We start from the raw sequence: 17,902 nt of genomic DNA, 5'->3' as shown, positions 1-17,902 counted from the left end.
AAAGGTGTGATGCCCTTTGCGGACATTTCAAAAGGTCAAGGGAACATCCGTCTTTTCCCTTGAGAACGGCCGCTGTATCGGACAGGTAACGGATATCTTTGTAAACCGTGACGGGGCAGTCGCAGGTTATCGGGTAACGGGCCGCCACTGGTGGAGCCGCCGTACGTTTTTAGCTCTCTCAGCTATTGAACGGGGCGATATGTCAGGCTTTTTTGTAAAAAAAGAGGGGGACCTGACATTAGTACCCAGTGAGGGGTACCACCGCTTCCACGACGGCGGCAGGCATTTATTCGGCATGTTCCTTACAGCCGGAGACGGCAGCGTCGCAGGACTGCTGGAGGATGTATATTTTCTCGATGAATCGGGCACGATTGTAGGGTATGAAGTGACCAGGGGGTTCTTTTCAGACCTTTTTGAAGGGCGGCATGTAGTAAAAACATCTGCTCCTCTAAGGACCGAAAAAGACCGTCTGGTGCTGCGGACCTGACAATTTTGTGTCTGGAGGAGAGCAGAATGATGCGTTGCCCGAACTGTAAAAGCAAAGATATTGGAAAGATTGGAGCAAACCAGTACTACTGCTGGAACTGCTTCATCGAACTGACCCTGACGAACGGCCGGCTGTCACTCCATCAAGTGGAGTCTGACGGAACACTGAGTTCCCTCGATGACCTTTTCGCAGAAGAAGAACGTCGTGTCAATACAGACTTCTGACTGGTGGTGACAGACGAATGAGGACTTTCGGACTTTTGGCCATCGGTGCAGGGGTAGCTTACTACACCATGACGATGGACCAGAAAAGCAGAAAACGCTGGAAAAAGCGGATCGATAACGCGAACTTTCTTGAAGAGTTTGCTCTCGATGACATTATGCCGAGCAAACGTCAGATGAAGCGTTACCGGAGAAGAGTAATGAGAGCGATCTCATAACAGCACTGGTATACCCGGGACTGCTCCCGGGATGCCGGATTTCTGCCGGCCGGACCCTTTAGTGGGAACGGCCGGTTTTTTTGTGTTCCGGATGAGGGGGTTTTTATCCGACTCCCTCCCGGAACTCCCGCGTTCCACCCAATCCCTCCGGTTAAAAATCCCATCCTGGGCGCACTCTAAGACAGAGGGGGTGTGGAATGTGAGAGAAGGGCCTTTACGCCGGCTTATGCAGCTCGGTATTATTCTGCTGGCACTGATTATTGCCGCAGTTCTCTATATGATGATGGATGCCCTTAGCGGACTATGGGTAAAGGCAGGCAGGATTCTGCTCCCTTTTGCCGCAGCCGTATTTCTCACCTATCTTCTTCATCCGGCTGTAGAGTGGCTCGACAGGAAAGGCATTCACCGTCCTTACTCCATTCTTCTTATTTTCGGTATTTTTACAGCTCTTTTCGTTACTGCTGTTATTAAAGCCACACCGTATCTCATTGCAGAAGGAAAGGATCTTCTCAATCAGCTGCCTGTACTGGCGGGCACCTACAGAGACTGGGTAGCGGAATTTCATGAACAGACAGCGTGGCTGCCGGACAATTTCCAGGCAAAAGCGGACGCCTGGCTGGAAAGAGGCGAAGCGGTCACAGCAGACCTCGTGCTTGGAATTGTCAATATCCTCCGCACCGTCTGGGATCTTATGTTTCTTCTGATCGTGATTCCGTTCATCGTTTTTTACCTCCTGAAGGATATCCGTCTGATCTATAAAACAGTCTGGTACTTTACTCCTGAAAGGTGGCGCGGGGAAGGGAAACAGCTGATGCACGATGTGGATGAATCCCTTGGCAACTACATCCGCGGGCAGATTCTCGTCTGTATAGGAGTTGGGATCGTATCTTTCGCCGGATTCTGGCTGATCGGTCTGCCGTATGCATCCCTGATCGCAACCTTTATTGCCATTACGAATATCATTCCGTATTTCGGTCCCTTTATCGGCGCAGTGCCTGCCCTGGCGGTTGCCCTGACAGTCAATCTCCAGACGGCCCTGCTCGTTATCGGTGTCGTGCTGGTCGTTCAGGTCATCGAAGGTAACATCCTCGGCCCGCTGATTGTCGGCAGGTCGCTTCATATGCATCCGGTGCTGATTATTTTTGCCCTGGTGGTCGGTGGGGAACTTGCCGGTGTGATCGGCCTGATCGCAGCTGTCCCCCTTCTCGCTGTAGTAAAAGTCTTTTTGATCCATATAAGAAAGCTTATACGGGACAGAAGGGTGCCGATTGACCATGACCGTTATTGACAACGTCCGTCCCGCTTTCTATAATGAGAGCAGACAGACATTCATAAGTGAAATTGGTGAAGGAACGGAAACGTCAAAGCCCACCTCCCAGAGAGGATTCCCCAGGCTGAAAGGAATCCGGTGAAGATTGACGTTCGGCTACTCCGGAGAGCAGGCTAATCCCTGCCGGCTGACACACTGTTACTGTGTTGCGAGGTGACGTCCCCGAAAACGGGTACGTAACCAGGGTGGTACCGCGTGAGTATACATACTCTCGTCCCTGATTTTCAGGGGCGGGATTTTTTTATGCCCTGAATTTCCGGACAGCGCACCAGTACACGGAAAAGCCAGCACCATTTAAAAAAGGAGGAAAAACTGATGAAACGATTAACATCAGCAGAAGTAAGACAGATGTATCTCGATTTCTTTAAGGAAAAAGGACACGACGTGGAACCGAGTGCTTCACTGGTCCCTCATGAGGATCCGTCCCTGCTCTGGATCAATAGTGGTGTTGCCACTCTGAAAAAGTATTTTGACGGCCGCGTAATCCCAAATAACCCTCGGATCGTAAATGCACAGAAATCGATCCGCACAAATGATATTGAAAACGTGGGGAAAACAGCCCGTCACCATACGTTCTTTGAAATGCTGGGGAACTTCTCCATCGGTGATTATTTCAAAAAAGAATCCATTCACTGGGCGTGGGAATTTCTCACAAGTGAAAAGTGGATCGGTTTCGATCCTGAAAAGCTTGCCGTAACCATTTATCCGGATGACGACGAGGCATTTCAGATCTGGCACGAGGAAGTCGGACTGCCGAAAGAGCGGATTATCCGGCTGGAGGAAAACTTCTGGGATATCGGTGAAGGCCCGTGTGGTCCAAATACCGAGATTTTCTACGACAGAGGACCGGAATACGGCGACGACCCGAGCGATCCGGAAATGTTCCCGGGTGGGGAAAACGAGCGTCATCTTGAAATCTGGAACCTTGTGTTTTCCCAGTTTAATCACAATCAGGACGGGAGCTATACGCCGCTTCCAAAGAAGAACATTGATACCGGTATGGGCCTTGAGCGGATGGTAAGCGTGATTCAGGATGCCCGTACGAACTTTGATACAGACCTGTTTATGCCGATTATACGTGCCACCGAAGCAATGGCGGATACAAAATACGGCGCATCGCCGGAGACCGACACGGCGTTCAAAGTGGTGGCCGACCATATCCGGACTGTGACGTTTGCCGTATCCGACGGTGCACTTCCATCCAATGAAGGCCGCGGTTACGTTTTAAGAAGACTTCTTCGCAGGGCTGTGCGCTATGCCAAGCAGATCGGAATTGACCGTCCGTTTATGCATGAACTCGTACCGGTCACAGGAGAAATTATGGAAGCCTTCTATCCTGAAGTAAAAGAGAAGGAAGAATTTATCCGCAAAGTGGTGAAAAACGAGGAAGACCGCTTTCATGAAACGCTGAATGAAGGTCTTGCCATGCTGAATAAAGTAATGGAAGCTGCGAAAAAAGAAGGAAAGACGGAGATTTCCGGTGCCGATGTATTCAAACTGTACGACACGTACGGCTTCCCGGTTGACCTTACAGAAGAGTATGTAACGGATGCCGGCTACACGGTCGATACGGAAGGTTTCGAAACAGAAATGAAAAAGCAGCGTGACCGCGCCCGGGCAGCACGGCAGTCTTCAGGCTCCATGCAGACCCAGGACGAGGTGCTCGGAAACATTAAGGAACCGAGCCAGTTCATCGGCTACGATGTACTTGAAATTCCGTCAGTCGTAAACGTGATTGTAAAGGACAAGGCACTGGCTGAGCGGGCTGAAGCCGGAGAAACCGCCCAGATTATCGTGGATCGCACACCGTTTTATGCAGAAAGCGGAGGGCAGATTGCTGATACGGGAACGATGGAAACTGAGGGCGTAAAACTCCGTGTCCTGGATGTACAGAAAGCACCGAACGGCCAGAACCTCCACACAGTGGAAGTCACAGAAGGCGTCCTGGAAAAAGGAATGGGGCTAAGCGCCAGGGTCGATCAGTCGAACCGGACCGGTGTCGTCAAAAATCATACGGCAACTCATCTTCTTCACCAGGCACTTAAAGATGTTCTGGGAGATCATGTCAACCAGGCCGGGTCACTTGTACAGAACGAACGCCTTCGCTTTGACTTTTCCCATTTCGGTCAGGTAAGCGAAGAAGAGATGGAGAGAATTGAACAGGCTGTCAATGAAAAAGTATGGCAGGGCATCCCGGTACAGACGATGTATAAATCGCTTGCCGAAGCAAAAGAAATGGGCGCCATGGCCCTTTTCGGAGAGAAATACGGTGATGAAGTACGCGTTGTAAAAGTCGGGGATTACAGCCTTGAACTCTGCGGCGGCTGCCATGTAAACAACAGTGCGGAAATCGGCCTGTTTAAAATTGTCTCCGAAGCAGGAATCGGAGCAGGGGTACGGCGAATAGAAGCCGTAACCGGAGAAGGGGCCTACCGCCATATGAACAGTCAGGTTGGAATGCTCAAAGAAGCGGCAGGCCTGCTTAAAGCGAATCTTCATGATGTTCCCCAGCGCGTGGAACAGCTGCAGAAACAGCTAAAGGATAAGCAGAAGGAAAACGAATCCCTCGCTGCAAAACTCGGTAATATGGAAGCAGGCAGCGTTCTCGATCAGGTCGAAGAAGTTGATGGTGTCAAAGTGCTGAGCACGAAAGTGAGTGCCTCGGACATGAATGGTCTCCGGCAGATGGCAGATTCTTTGAAAGACAAGCTCGGCTCAGGTATCCTCGTATTAGGAGCTGCACAGGGGGAAAAGGTAAGCATTGTTGCTTCCGTATCCAAAGATCTTGTTAAAGAAGGCTACCATGCGGGTAAACTGGTTAAAGAAGTAGCCAGCCGCTGCGGCGGAGGTGGCGGTGGACGCCCTGATATGGCCCAGGCAGGCGGGAAAGACCCGTCACGTCTCCAGGAGGCCCTCGCATCAGTGACAGATCTTGTGAAAAGAGATTCCTGATTCCTTCCGGAGTGTGTCAAGGAAAAAGGTCCCTTCTGACAGGAACAGGATGAAACGGTCCACGGAGAACGTGAGACACAGACAGGAGAGGTGTTTTGTTATGAGTTCGATGGATAACACGATGAAGTTCAACTTCCACGATGATTCAATGGATGCAGACGCAAAAGAAGTACTGATGAAAGTTTATGCAGCCCTTGAAGAAAAAGGGTACAACCCGATTAATCAGATTGTCGGCTATCTGCTGTCCGGAGACCCGGCCTACATTCCAAGACACAATGACGCCCGTTCCATGATCCGTAAAATTGAGCGGGACGAGCTGATCGAAGAGCTTGTGAAGTCCTATCTTACGCAGCACAGCAAAGAGGGGTAACGGTAAACAATGAAATCACTTGGACTTGACGTCGGCACCAGAACCATCGGTGTCGCCGTCAGTGATGCTTTCGGCTGGACAGCCCAGGGTCTGGAGACAATCAGGTGGAACGACACCTACCAGGATCCTGCGATCGAGCGGATTCAGCACTGGATTAAAGAACATGACGTTACAACCATTGTCGTTGGCCTTCCGAAACATATGAACGGTGATATCGGTGAACGGGGCCAGGCCTGTATAGATTTTGCGGACATTCTCCGTGAAAGAACGGGACTGAAGGTGGTAATGGAAGATGAACGGCTCACCACAGCGGCGGCAGAACGTATGCTTGTTTCTGCTGATGTCAGCAGGAAAAAACGGAAAAACGTCATTGATAAAATGGCAGCCGTTATGATTCTTCAGAATTACCTGGACAGAAATCAATCCGGCGGACTGAAGTAGGAAAAGCGGGAAATACTGTTTATTAGGCGGACAGAAGCGGATGCAGGGCCATCCGGTGGAGAAGCTTTTAAACACCTAAAAATGAGAAGCGAGGGTTTAATATGAGCGAAGAAAACAAACTTGAAGGTGTACGCGTACTTGAACCTGCTGATGACGCAGAAAGATTTATCATTCCCGATCAGGAAACAGGAGAGGAATATGTGTTTGAGGAACTGTTCCGTTTTGAACTGGACACAAACAGCAATGCGTATATATTCCTCCAGCCTGAAGGCACGGACAATGATGACGAGGAAGAAGTGGAAGTTCAGGCTTTCCGCTATGAAGAACCGGACCGCCTTTTCATGATCGAAAGTGAAGAAGAGTGGGAAATGGTGACAGAAGTGTTCAACACCATCGTCAGTGATGAGGAAGAGTAAATAAAATGCGGCCGCTTCCGGGAAACGGAGGCGGTTCTTTTGTGCGAGCCCTGTGCATGGAGAAGACAGGCATTCCAAGGCGCGGGAGAGGACTACAGGACGGAATTTGTCGTTTTCGTATCGTAATTCTGTCGTTTTATAGTATAATAGTGGAAGTGAAAGGGGGAGCCGCTGTTGTCTGATGAAAACCGAACAGACCGGGACCAGTCCGGTATAGATGAGAAAAAAGAACAGGATAAAATTGTACATAAACTTGAAAACCGTGCGAAGGAAGCGAGTCTCGTACGAAAAATCGTACTCGTATGCTTCGTACTGATCGTGCTCACCGTCGGGGGAGTGATTGGCGGAACATACGTATTCATTACGAACGCCATAGGCCCGGTGGATGAGGATAACGATGAAGTCAGGGAAGTTGAAATTCCAATGGGTTCCTCCAGTGCAGGAATCGGTTCAATTCTTGAAGACGAAGGTATTGTAGATAACGGGACGATTTTCCGTTACTACGTCCGATACAGGAACGAAAGCGGTTTTCAGGCCGGAACCTATGAACTTTCGCCTTCCATGAACATGGACGAAATCATTGAATCCCTTAAGGACGGAAGAATTGATGAGGAGTATGAGCTCAATTTTACGGTGCCTGAAGGACTCTGGCTTGAAGAAGTCATGGCGGTTATCGCCGACAATACAGAACATGAACACGAAGAACTGATGGAGCTTATGGAGGATGATGAGTATCTTAAAGAGTTAGTTGGGCAATTCTCTATTCTTAATGGTTCCATTCTTGAAAACGAGAACATCCGTTATCCACTTGAAGGCTATCTGTTCCCGGCCCGGTATGATTTTACCGACGACAACCCTTCAAAGGAAGAGATTATTGAGCGGATGATTGCCAGAATGCAGGGTGTATACAACAACGTTAGTGAAGGTGCCCCGGATACGGATTACAGTATTCATGAACTTCTCACGGTTGCTTCCATCATTGAAGGGGAAGCTTCAGGCGATGATGAGCGCGGGATCATTTCCGGAATTATTGACAACCGTCTAAGCGCCGAGAACCCGATGCGGCTGCAGATGGACCCGACGGCGGTTTATGGGTATGGAGAGCGTGTATCCTCGCCTACCCAGGAGCAGACCAGGTACGAAAACCCCTATAACACATACGTTATAGACGGTCTCCCGCCAGGCCCGATCAATAACCCGGGAGCTGAGTCGATCAGAGCTGCGTTCGATCCTGAGGAGCACGACTACCGCTACTTCTATCACGACACGGAAGGTAATTTCCATCCGAGCGAAACGTATGAGGATCACCAGCAGATTCTCCGCGAATACCGGGATAATCAGTAACGAGGAACGCCCTGTCAGGGGCGTTTCTTTTTTGCGGTAATGGAAGCTGCCGATTATGATCAGGACAGGTAAATAAAAATAATTACAAGTTAACTTCGTATCTCTCTTCTTATGTAAATGGCTCTGTTAAATCTTAATGGTGATTTTTAAAAGTTGATTGGAACGCGCGACACTCCAGCGAAAAGGGAGCGCAGAGAGCGAAAATCAACAACGAACTTTAACAGAGCCATGTAAATAAAACGTCACAATTGGATTTAACACCGCATCCTCTTTGTGATAAAATTAACTGTTGTTTAGAACAGTAATAATCCAGTCGGAAATTAATCGAGGCCCTTGTGAAGGAGGCCCTTTTTTATGGAAAGCCATACATCAAAAACAGAACAGTATATTGAATCCCTGATCTCTCCCCGAACCGGTCTGCTTAAGGAAATGGAGCAGAAAGCCAATGAAGAACGGGTTCCGATTATGGAACCGGCGGGCATGGAGTCGCTGCTGCAGTTTCTCATGCTGCACAGGGCGCGGAAAGTACTCGAAATTGGCACAGCGATTGGTTACTCGTCCCTGCGGCTTGCGGACCGTCTGCCTGATGCGCAAATCGTCACGGTTGAACGCGATACGGAACGTGCAGCTCAGGCAGCGGTTTATCATGAACGTGCCCGAGCAGATGATCGCATCAGAATCATTGAAGGGGACGCCCTGGAAACAGAAGCGGAAGTCAGTAAACACGGCCCTTACGATGCCCTGTTTATCGACGCAGCGAAAGGCCAGTACGAGCGTTTTTTTGAACTGTATGAGCCGATGGTAAGACAGGGCGGTATCATTTTTTCCGATAACATCCTGTTTAAAGGCTACGTGGCAGGCGAGGAAGAGCCTGATAAGAAGCGGATCCGCACGATGGTGACCCGACTCCAGGAGTACAATGAGAGACGTATGCAGGATGAGCGATTTACAAGCATGATATATCCGGTCGGAGACGGCCTGATGGTGAGTATAAAAAAGTAAGGTGGTGCCTTCGAGCATGACAGTAAAACCGGAATTACTCGTAACGCCCCGATCAGCAGAAGATATCGTTCCCCTTATTGAAGCAGGGGCTGACGCGTTCCTCATCGGTGAGGAAACCTACGGACTGCGCCTGGCAGGAGAATTCAGCCGCGCCGATATTGAAACTGCAGTCAAAGAGGCGCAGGGTAAAGCGAAAGTGTACGTGGCAATGAACGCCTTATTTCATAACGAAAAACTGCCTCTTCTCCACGATTATCTGGCTTTTCTGGGGAACACCGGCGTGGACGGTGTTGTGTTTGGCGATCCTGCGGTGATTATGGCAGCAAGAGAAGCTGCACCTGATCTTCCTCTGCACTGGAGCACGGAAACGACCGGAACAAACTGGTATACCGTTAACTACTGGGGACGGAAAGGGGCAGCCCGTGCCGTACTGGCAAGAGAGTTGAATCTCGATGCGGTTGTGGAGATAAAGGAAAACGCTGATATTGCCGTGGAGATCCAGGTCCACGGAATGACATGCATGTTCCAGTCAAAGAGAACACTTCTTGGCAACTACATGGAATTTCAAGGCAAAAACCTGAAAGTGGAAGGCAGAAGCAAGGACCGCACACTTTTCCTGCATGATCCGGAGCGTGATTACGACTACCCTGTATGGGAGGATGAGAACGGTACACACATTATGAGCCCCAAGGATGTGTGCATGATTGACGAGCTGGACGAGCTGATGGACGCGGAAATAGACAGCTTTAAAATCGACGGAATCCTGAAAAGCAGTGAATATCTCACTCAAATGACCCGGCTCTACCGGGAAGCCGTCGATCTTTATGCACAGAACGAAGACAGCTATTTTGATAAAAAAGAAGAATTTCTCGAACGTGCTAAAGCCCTTCAGCCTGAAAGCCGAAGCGTGGATACAGGGTTCTTCTTCAAGGAAACGGTGTATTAAGGGGGAATGAGCAATGGGACAGCCTGCTGAACGTACGAGCGGGGAAAAACGTATCATTACGAAAAAGCCGGAGCTTCTTGCCCCGGCGGGGAATCTGGAGAAACTGAAGATTGCCGTCCATTACGGGGCCGATGCTGTATTTATCGGCGGAAGGGACTTCGGACTCCGATCAAACGCAGGTAATTTTTCCATCGATCAAATGGAAGAAGGAGTCAACTTTGCAAAGAAGTACGGCGCCTGCATTTATGTTACAACGAACATTTTCGCCCACAATGAAAACATGGACGGCCTGGAGGAATACCTTCAGGAACTTCAGCGCGTGGGAATTAAGGGGATTATCGTTGCCGACCCGCTTATTATTGAAACATGCAAGCGTGCAGCGCCGAAACTTGAGATCCACCTATCCACCCAGCAGTCACTGACAAACTGGCAGGCAGTGAAGTTCTGGAAGGAAGAAGGACTGGAGCGCGTTGTCCTTGCAAGAGAAGTGGGCCTTCAGGAAATGCTCGAAATGAAGAAGAACGTGGATATTGAAATCGAAACATTTATTCACGGAGCAATGTGCATCGCCTATTCCGGCCGCTGTGTGCTCAGTAATCACATGACAGCCCGGGATTCAAACCGGGGAGGCTGCTGCCAGTCATGCCGGTGGGATTACCATCTGTATGAAGGCAGTGAAGCTTCAAGCCGCGAAAACGCCCTGTTCGGCGAAGACGATTCCCCGTTTGCCATGAGTCCAAAAGACCTGAACCTGATTGAATCCATACCGAAGCTTGTAGAGGCCGGGATTGACAGCCTGAAGATCGAAGGGCGGATGAAATCAATTCATTACGTGGCAACAGTCGTGAGTGTGTACCGGAAAGTGATTGATGCCTACTGTGCAGATCCGGATAACTTTAAAATTAAGCAGGAATGGCTAACAGAGCTTGCCAAGTGTGCCAACCGGCCGGCAGCCCCTGCCTTCTTTGAAAATGTACCCGGATATAAGGAACAGCTGTTTGAAAATCACAGCCACCAGGCTTCCCATGATTTCTCGGGACTGGTTCTTGATTACGACAGGGAAACGAAAATGGTGACGCTCCAGCAGCGGAACTTTTTCCGTCCCGGTGATACGGTGGAGTTTTTCGGACCCGAAATTGATAATTTCAGCCAGAAAGTGGACAAAGTCTGGGATGAAAAAGGGAGAGAACTGGATGCAGCAAGGCATCCGCTTCAGATTGTCCGCTTTAAAGTGGACCGGCATCTTTACCCTGACAACATGATGAGAAAGGGAGTATCCTAAATGAACAGAAAGCCGATTATTATCGGTGTTGCAGGCGGATCCGGTTCCGGAAAAACGACCGTTGCAAACGAAATCTACTGCCAGTTTAAAACCCAGTCGATCGTGATGATCGAACAGGATGCCTATTATAAAAACCAGGATCATCTGCCGATGGAGGAGCGTCTTCAGACGAACTACGATCATCCTCTCGCTTTTGATAACGACCTGCTCCTCGAGCATCTGAAAATGCTCAAAAATGAGGAGCGGATTGATAAGCCGGTTTACGACTATAAAAACCATACCCGCAGTGATGAGGTTATTCCCGTGGAGCCGAGGGATGTGATCATTCTTGAGGGAATCCTCATTCTTGAGGATGAACGCCTGCGCGATATGATGGATATTAAGCTGTTTGTGGATACGGATGCAGATATACGCATTATCCGCCGGATGATGCGTGACATCAACGAGCGTGGCCGGACAATCGAATCTGTGATCGATCAGTATACTGATGTGGTCCGTCCGATGCACCAGCAGTTCATTGAGCCCACGAAACGGTATGCGGATGTCATCGTTCCTGAAGGCGGGCAAAACCGCGTGGCCATCGACCTTATGGTTACGAAAATTAAAACAGTACTTGAAGAAAAAGCCATTTTATAATAGGATTAGGAAGAAACGCACAGACTGTCTTTAACAGTATGAAATGTATGTTCAGCGTCCTGAAAAAGGGCGCTGAGCCTTTATTTATATAGACGGCAGGTATTCTGTTTGCGTTTTGAGCATTTTTTCTTTATGCTAGTACCTATTCTTACTTAGCGAACGTGATTTGGACAGACAGACCGTTCAGACGGTTCTGTTAAAATACTGTTCATTTTTACCCGAAATTCTCATATGACTGATATACAGGGCGTGTCCGGAATGGACGCAGGCGCTTTTTTCGCGTAAAATGGCCTTTAAAAATTGTAAGCGTTCGCTTGTGGAGCAAATTGTCTGGAGGAGTGAAAGAGCATGGTAGAAGAAAAGCATTATATGACAGAAGAAGGAAAACAGAAGCTCGAAAAGGAGCTGGAGCACCTGAAAACAGAACGACGCAAGGAAGTCGTTGAACGGATAAAAGTCGCTCGTGACTTCGGTGATCTCTCCGAGAACTCCGAGTACGACTCTGCAAAAGAAGAGCAGGCTTTCGTGGAAGGCCGTATCAACCAGCTGGAAAAAATGATCCGTAATGCAGAAATAATCGAAGAAAACGCCGGAGATTCCAATGTGGTAAGCCTTGGTAAGTCCGTGAAGTTTAAAGAGCTTCCTGACGGGGACGAAGAGAGCTATCAGATTGTCGGCCGCGCAGAAGCCGATCCAATCGAAGGAAAAATCTCCAACGATTCACCGATGGCCCAGAGCCTTCTCGGTAAAACGATCGGCGAAAGAGTCAGCGTATCGACTCCTGGCGGCGACATGGAAGTGGAGATTATCGAAGTCAGCTAGCATTATGACAGTAAAGAAGGCACCCTGTTCCGGCGGGGTGTCTTTTTGCATGTTCCCGCTGTTCCGGACAAGGCGTTATATAAAAGCTCTTTTCGTAAAGATTGTTGCAATTGGTGTTATTTAGGAGCGAAAGGCCGATGACTCCAGCGACGAGCGATTACTCCGTGAGTTATCTTCGAGTTGCTTCGACGCAGCCTTCTTCGGAGCTTAACCGGCAGAGGAAGAAGCAGGAAACTTTCACGCCGCTGAGGTGTTGCCTGCGGAAAGCGTCGGTCTGCAGCGTAGAAAAACAATCTTTCCGAAAGGCTGTGTTCGTATAGATTGTTGTTATTGACCAAATTAATAATGCAGCGAAAGGCGGCGACTCCGGCGGGAACAGCATCAGGCGAAGACCCCGCAGGGTGTTTTTCCCGAGGAGGCTGAAGCGATGCCCGCGGAAAGCGTCCGCCTGCAGCGGAACAAAAAACAATCTTTCCGAAAACGCCTATATAAAAGTCTGCAAGAGATCCTCACAGCTGTGCAAAGAAGAGCCGGACTCGTGTAAAATTGTCGAAAACACGGTCACACCGGTGAATTAGGCCTCGAAAAATATACGCAGACAGGTTATAATAGCCGTGTATGAGCTTGCCGCAAAGGGAGGGGAAAGAATGGCTCAGTATGGAACATACGGCAGCCCGAATCGGGCAGAAATGAGAAAAAAACAGCGAATTAACCGTTTCCTGAACATCGCCATTGTTCTGGTAGTCGTTTCTATTTTTGCAGTCGGAGGAATGACACTCTTTGGAGGCGGAGGCACAACGCCTACCGCCGGTGATGAGGAACAGGAAGAAAACAATACAGCAGAAGAACAAGCCAATGAAGAAGCTCCAGAGGAAGATGAAACTGAAGATGATTTCGGGAGCGATTTCGATACAGGAACTAACGAAGAAGACGCAGATGAATCAGAGGATTCAAACGGTACAGAAGATGAAGGGGCATCTTCTGAGGAGACAGCTGCTGACGATTCCTCCGAAGAAACAAATGGTACGGAAGAAGACGACACATCAGATGAGAACGGCAGCGGGTCTTCTGCACCGGAAGACGGTGAGTGGGAACCGATTGGGACCGAGCAGAACTTTTCAGAAGGTGAGTTCCACGCTGACTATACAAGGGACAGCACGAACTGGAACGAAATGCGTGAGGCATTTGCCTATGCCATTGATGTAAATGAATCCGATATGATTATGTGGCGGGTTGAAAATGGCGGGGATGCCCAGAGCGCTGTAGGGACGGTAGGTCTCGATGAACACAGTGATAATCCGTTTAGAGTCCGGATTGAGTGGGTAGATAATGAGGGATGGCAGCCTGTCTCTGTAGAGCAGCTTGACCATAACCCTTACTAAAAACAGCAAGAGTAAAAAGGGTGATCAGTAAGGTGAAAGAACCGCCTGACTGATCGCCCTTTTTTTCTTTCAATTGCGGGAAGCACGGAACTATAAACCTGTCATTTATCGAGCTTAAAGTGAACAACTGCAGTGTAAATCCGCTGCCCCTTATCCGTCACTGTAACCTGATGTGATACATGGTGAACGCCGAGCATCAGCGCCTGGTTGTCATCAATTTTCCGCTGGATCTGCTCTTCAAGCTTTGCCATTGAGGCGGCTTCAAAGAACTCAACTTTATCTTTCAGGCTGTCTGTGTGAAGAATCATGGTTTAAAAACTCCTTACTTAGATTTCTGCTTATTAAGCATACTAAAAAACATCTCAAATGAACAAGCGCAGGGACGTCCCTTAAAATAACTGCATCAGTATAAACCAATAGACTCAATACACTATAAATATTTGTCGTTTCTATTTCTCGCGGGAGGGATTGCTGTGTCACCAGAAATGGTAGGGCTGGCGTTTATTATTCTTGGTTTATTTATCGTGATAGGAAAATGGATCCGCGTTTTTTCACCACTGCTTCAGAAACTGTTTCTGCCCTCATCGATCATCGCAGGGCTGCTTGCTCTGTTTTTCGGACCTGAAATTCTCGGGAGGATCGCAGGGATTTTTGCCAGTGATGATTTTTTCCTTACAGATGGATTTATACCGGAGGAAGTAGTAGCAGTCTGGGCAGAACTTCCGGGCCTGTTTATTAACATTGTATTTGCTTCACTCTTTCTTGGAAAAACACTGCCGAGTCTCAGGAAAGTCTGGATTATCGGTGGACCGCAGGTGGCAATGGGGCAGATGGTATCCTGGGGTCAGTACGTTGTCGGACTTCTGCTGGCTATCTTTTTTCTTGCTCCGGTTTTCGGGGTAAATCCGATGGCCGGTGCGCTGATTGAAATCAGTTTTGTCGGCGGCCACGGAACAGCTGCCGGACTCAGCCCCACGTTCAGTGAACTTGGTTTTGAAGAAGGGGCTGACCTTGCGATCGGTCTTGCCACCATCGGTATTCTGACAGGGGTGATTGTCGGTATTATCCTCATTAACTGGGGAGCGCGCACAGGACGTGCGAAAGAAATCGGCGGCGAGCGTCAGGGTCTTTCAAGTGAAGGAAGAAACGGCATCGTGGAACTTGAAAACCGTGACAGTGCCGGTGAAATGACAACTCGTCCGGAATCCATTGAACCTTTGTCGCTGCATATCGCTTATGTCGGAATTGCGATTCTGATCGGCTTCTTTCTTCTGGAAGGGCTGATTCTTCTGGAAGCTCTTACGTGGGGACCGCTGACGGATACGTATCTGATGATCTATGTGCCACTGTTCCCGCTTGCGATGGTCGGAGGCATCATTACCCAGCTGATCTCGGATAAGTATGACCGTTTCAGGCTGATCGACCGTAAAATGATCAACCGGATCAGCGGGTTTTCTCTTGATATTCTGATTGTAAGTGCGCTGGCGACGGTTTCCCTTACTGTAATTGGAGAAAACTTCGCTGCTTTTGCCACTCTTGCTGTTGCAGGTGTTGTCTGGAACGTTCTGGCCTTTATCTTCCTTGCACCGAAAATGATTCCGACCTACTGGTTCGAACGTGGAATCGGGGATTTTGGTCAGGCGACGGGGATCACTGCGACCGGACTTCTGCTGATGAAAGTGGCGGACCCGGATAACCGGACTCCGGCTCTTGAAGGTTTCGGATACAAACAGATTTTATTTGAACCGTTTGTGGGAGGCGGACTGTTTACCGCTGCATCACTTCCGCTCATTTTCCAGTTCGGTCCGGTTGCCGTTCTTATACTTGCTTCAGTTGTAACACTGTTCTGGCTGCTGTTTGGTCTTCTGTACTTTGGCCGGAAATAAAAGCTTGTCCGAACTTTCGTGATCGGCTATGATAAAAAAAGTGACCCAATAAGAAGGCGCGGGCAGGTGATTTAAAGGTGCTGTTTTTAACAGAACGGCATCTTTTTTGACACCGGACAGTACGTGCAATTTCCGGAGAGAAAGGACATCCCATTATGACAGTAGGAATTATCGGTGCGATGGAAGAGGAAGTAGAGCTGCTGAAGAAAAAAATGAACGTAAGAGACGAACAGGTAATTGCAGGCTGTGAGTTCTTTTTCGGGAAACTTCAGGGAGTGGAAGTCGTGCTTGCCAAATCGGGAATCGGAAAAGTGAACGCGGCAATCAGCACAACGCTGATTAACCAGCTTTATCATCCTGATGCGATTATTAATACAGGCTCGGCAGGAGGCTTTCACAGTGAGCTTGCGGTCGGCGATGTGGTTATTTCGACAGAGGTGCGCTACAACGATGTGGATGCAACTGTATTCGGGTATGAATTCGGTCAGGTGCCGCGGATGCCGGCTTCCTACGAGCCGAACGAGGAACTTATCACAATCGCCAAGCGGTGTGCCGAGGAAGTCGGTGTCCGTGCAGTGCCGGGCCTGATCATTTCCGGTGATTCGTTTATGAGTGATCATGAACGGGTGGAACAGATCCGGAAACGATTTAAGGATCCCTACTGTTCCGAAATGGAAGCAGGGGCGATTGCCCAGGTATGCCACCAGTTTCAGTGCCCGTTCGTAATCATTCGCTCACTTTCTGATATAGCCGGAAAAGACGCAAAAATTTCATATGACGAATTTCTTGAAACGGCGTCGGTTAACTCCGCCCGTCATGTTCTGCTTATGCTCGAGGAACTGCGCAGACAGCAATAGATGCTTATAATGCAAACCACCCGCTCCCGGGAATACCGGAGCGGGTGGTTTTTTTCGGGAAATAAGCAGAAATGTGCTCAATTGAGCCCGAACGTCACGACCACCTCCTGTTATATCGGGACTTTGAAGGTTTTCCCCTTAGCTATTGTGAAGGAATCTACCTTATTCTGGAGAATACAATTATAATTAACATGAGCCTAACCTGCATAGGGAGGCCCTAAATGATATTTTTCATGACAGCGATGGTCGGTTTGAGGCCGAGCTGCTGAAAGTCCGTAAGGAATAATAATATTTCCGCCAGGAGGTGTTTTGCTTGCGTCGTTTGTTTGAATCCGATCACATTGCGCCATTCTTAATTGCATTCGGGGTACTCACGATCATTGCCTCTCTGTTTGTCCCCATCGTTACCCTTATGTACGTGCAGGATGCGCTGTTCCTAAACGAGGCTGTCTGGGCTCTCGTGCGTCCGCGGGAAGCGTATCTGTACTTTGGAGGGGCTTTGATTGGTTTGGCCGTAATCTGTTTTGGTTTGTCCGCAACGATCATCTGCATCACAAATTTTTACTGGTTTCGTTTTTCCGTTATTCTTCACAGTGCGGGCGTGTTCGTTATTGGTATTTTGATTGCGCTGTCGGTTTTTCATTATCAAACGATTACAGAAGACGCTTTTGTCGAAAGTCCCATTTTCTCTCTTACCGCTGACACTTTCCCTTATAGCGACATCACCCACGCTGAAACCGAGGAAATCTTCCGCGCAGACGGCCCCCGGACGAAATATACGTTTTATACAGACTCGGGAAGCATCTCCATCGTGAATGACCGTCGTAACCACGCCCTTCGCACAAGCCTTCAGCAGGTGCTCGAATCCCACACTTGGCCGATTACCGCCAAGTAAGAAATATATGATTAGGTTAGCTTATAAGTCAAACCATAACTGAGCTTCGCGGTAAGGGTTCAGGGTGCATCTGCCAACAGCTGGTGCGAATTGCCACCCCGCCTCAGGTCTCTCCCATGTTATACTGTTTTCAGAGACAACGAGAGAGGTGAGCATCGATGGCAGAAAAGCAGATGAAAGCACTTAAGGAAAAAGTAACTGATTATAAGCGCTATGCATTCGTACTTCTGAGCTTAAGCATATTCATGTTTATCGGGCTTCTCCTCCCGACAGAAGCACTGGCGACAGAAAGCCAGCCCCTCTATGTAGTTATGAACATGGCCGTTCTGGTTCTGGCCGTTGTTTTTCATAGAATTGCAATGTTTAATCAGAAGAAGCTTAATGAAGGTGAAGCATAATAGTGTAATATAAATAA

The 17,902-nt window shown here is 48.9% G+C and carries 20 protein-coding genes; 19 read left to right on the top strand and 1 reads right to left on the bottom strand.

What is annotated here, in order from left to right; translation table 11 throughout:
* Positions 1 to 16 precede the first annotated feature (16 nt).
* The 15 genes from FGB90_RS06690 to FGB90_RS06620 all read left to right on the top strand — a co-directional run bounded on the left by FGB90_RS06690 (position 17) and on the right by FGB90_RS06620 (position 13,849).
* Entirely contained in the window at positions 17 to 487 is a 471-nt protein-coding gene (locus FGB90_RS06690; RefSeq protein WP_138809735.1) for a PRC-barrel domain-containing protein, read from the top strand.
* A 26-nt stretch (positions 488 to 513) separates the two neighbouring features.
* The gene (locus FGB90_RS06685; RefSeq protein ID WP_138809734.1) at positions 514 to 711 is read left to right on the top strand and encodes a YrzR-like zinc ribbon domain; all 198 of its coding nucleotides are present in this window, start codon (positions 514 to 516) and stop codon (positions 709 to 711) included.
* Between the two features lie 17 nt (positions 712 to 728).
* A complete protein-coding gene (locus FGB90_RS06680) occupies positions 729 to 926 on the top strand; it encodes a DUF3918 family protein (RefSeq protein WP_138809733.1) in 198 nt (65 codons plus the stop codon).
* 199 nt (positions 927 to 1,125) lie between these two features.
* Entirely contained in the window at positions 1,126 to 2,214 is a 1,089-nt protein-coding gene (locus FGB90_RS06675; RefSeq protein ID WP_171051726.1) for an AI-2E family transporter, read from the top strand.
* Positions 2,215 to 2,571: 357 nt separating this feature from the next.
* The gene (alaS, locus tag FGB90_RS06670; RefSeq protein WP_138809731.1) at positions 2,572 to 5,208 is read left to right on the top strand and encodes an alanine--tRNA ligase; all 2,637 of its coding nucleotides are present in this window, start codon (positions 2,572 to 2,574) and stop codon (positions 5,206 to 5,208) included.
* Between the two features lie 100 nt (positions 5,209 to 5,308).
* Positions 5,309 to 5,578: an IreB family regulatory phosphoprotein gene (locus tag FGB90_RS06665; RefSeq protein WP_138809730.1), complete on the top strand. Its 270-nt coding sequence runs from the start codon at positions 5,309 to 5,311 to the stop codon at positions 5,576 to 5,578.
* 9 nt (positions 5,579 to 5,587) lie between these two features.
* Positions 5,588 to 6,019 (top strand): Holliday junction resolvase RuvX, encoded by a 432-nt coding sequence (gene ruvX / locus FGB90_RS06660; RefSeq protein ID WP_138809729.1) that lies wholly within the window; start codon positions 5,588 to 5,590, stop codon positions 6,017 to 6,019.
* 101 nt (positions 6,020 to 6,120) lie between these two features.
* Positions 6,121 to 6,435 (top strand): DUF1292 domain-containing protein, encoded by a 315-nt coding sequence (locus FGB90_RS06655; RefSeq protein ID WP_138809728.1) that lies wholly within the window; start codon positions 6,121 to 6,123, stop codon positions 6,433 to 6,435.
* A gap of 174 nt (positions 6,436 to 6,609) precedes the next feature.
* Complete coding sequence (gene mltG, locus FGB90_RS06650) at positions 6,610 to 7,779, top strand: endolytic transglycosylase MltG (RefSeq protein WP_246056069.1); 1,170 nt, start codon at positions 6,610 to 6,612, stop codon at positions 7,777 to 7,779.
* Between the two features lie 354 nt (positions 7,780 to 8,133).
* Complete coding sequence (locus FGB90_RS06645; RefSeq protein ID WP_138809727.1) at positions 8,134 to 8,781, top strand: O-methyltransferase; 648 nt, start codon at positions 8,134 to 8,136, stop codon at positions 8,779 to 8,781.
* A 16-nt stretch (positions 8,782 to 8,797) separates the two neighbouring features.
* Positions 8,798 to 9,727 carry a peptidase U32 family protein gene (locus FGB90_RS06640; RefSeq protein ID WP_138809726.1) on the top strand — a complete coding sequence of 310 codons (930 nt, stop codon included), beginning with the start codon at positions 8,798 to 8,800 and terminating at the stop codon, positions 9,725 to 9,727.
* 13 nt (positions 9,728 to 9,740) lie between these two features.
* Entirely contained in the window at positions 9,741 to 11,009 is a 1,269-nt protein-coding gene (locus FGB90_RS06635) for a peptidase U32 family protein (RefSeq protein WP_138809725.1), read from the top strand.
* Positions 11,010 to 11,645 carry a uridine kinase gene (gene udk, locus FGB90_RS06630; protein WP_138809724.1) on the top strand — a complete coding sequence of 212 codons (636 nt, stop codon included), beginning with the start codon at positions 11,010 to 11,012 and terminating at the stop codon, positions 11,643 to 11,645. It begins immediately after the preceding gene.
* A gap of 348 nt (positions 11,646 to 11,993) precedes the next feature.
* The gene (greA, locus tag FGB90_RS06625; RefSeq protein ID WP_138809723.1) at positions 11,994 to 12,467 is read left to right on the top strand and encodes a transcription elongation factor GreA; all 474 of its coding nucleotides are present in this window, start codon (positions 11,994 to 11,996) and stop codon (positions 12,465 to 12,467) included.
* A 647-nt stretch (positions 12,468 to 13,114) separates the two neighbouring features.
* Positions 13,115 to 13,849, top strand: coding sequence for a YrrS family protein (locus FGB90_RS06620; protein ID WP_138809722.1), 735 nt, complete (start codon positions 13,115 to 13,117; stop codon positions 13,847 to 13,849).
* Between the two features lie 101 nt (positions 13,850 to 13,950).
* On the opposite strand, the gene FGB90_RS06615 is transcribed toward FGB90_RS06620, so the two are convergent.
* Positions 13,951 to 14,157 (bottom strand): DUF2536 family protein, encoded by a 207-nt coding sequence (locus FGB90_RS06615; protein ID WP_138809721.1) that lies wholly within the window; start codon positions 14,155 to 14,157, stop codon positions 13,951 to 13,953.
* A 165-nt stretch (positions 14,158 to 14,322) separates the two neighbouring features.
* Between FGB90_RS06615 and FGB90_RS06610 the strand changes: the two genes are divergently transcribed.
* The 4 genes from FGB90_RS06610 to FGB90_RS06595 all read left to right on the top strand — a co-directional run bounded on the left by FGB90_RS06610 (position 14,323) and on the right by FGB90_RS06595 (position 17,885).
* Entirely contained in the window at positions 14,323 to 15,735 is a 1,413-nt protein-coding gene (locus FGB90_RS06610) for a sodium/glutamate symporter (RefSeq protein ID WP_138809720.1), read from the top strand.
* A gap of 155 nt (positions 15,736 to 15,890) precedes the next feature.
* On the top strand, positions 15,891 to 16,592 hold the full coding sequence (gene mtnN / locus FGB90_RS06605) for a 5'-methylthioadenosine/S-adenosylhomocysteine nucleosidase (protein WP_138809719.1): 702 nt from the start codon (positions 15,891 to 15,893) through the stop codon (positions 16,590 to 16,592).
* Positions 16,593 to 16,905: 313 nt separating this feature from the next.
* Entirely contained in the window at positions 16,906 to 17,487 is a 582-nt protein-coding gene (locus FGB90_RS06600) for a hypothetical protein (RefSeq protein ID WP_138809718.1), read from the top strand.
* A 158-nt stretch (positions 17,488 to 17,645) separates the two neighbouring features.
* A complete protein-coding gene (locus tag FGB90_RS06595) occupies positions 17,646 to 17,885 on the top strand; it encodes a YrhC family protein (protein WP_210237226.1) in 240 nt (79 codons plus the stop codon).
* Positions 17,886 to 17,902: the final 17 nt, after the last annotated feature.

It is taken from the genome of Alteribacter natronophilus (genome assembly GCF_006007885.1).
GTDB lineage: Bacteria > Bacillota > Bacilli > Bacillales > Salisediminibacteriaceae > Alteribacter > Alteribacter natronophilus.
This window is presented reverse-complemented; position numbering and strand designations above follow the sequence as displayed.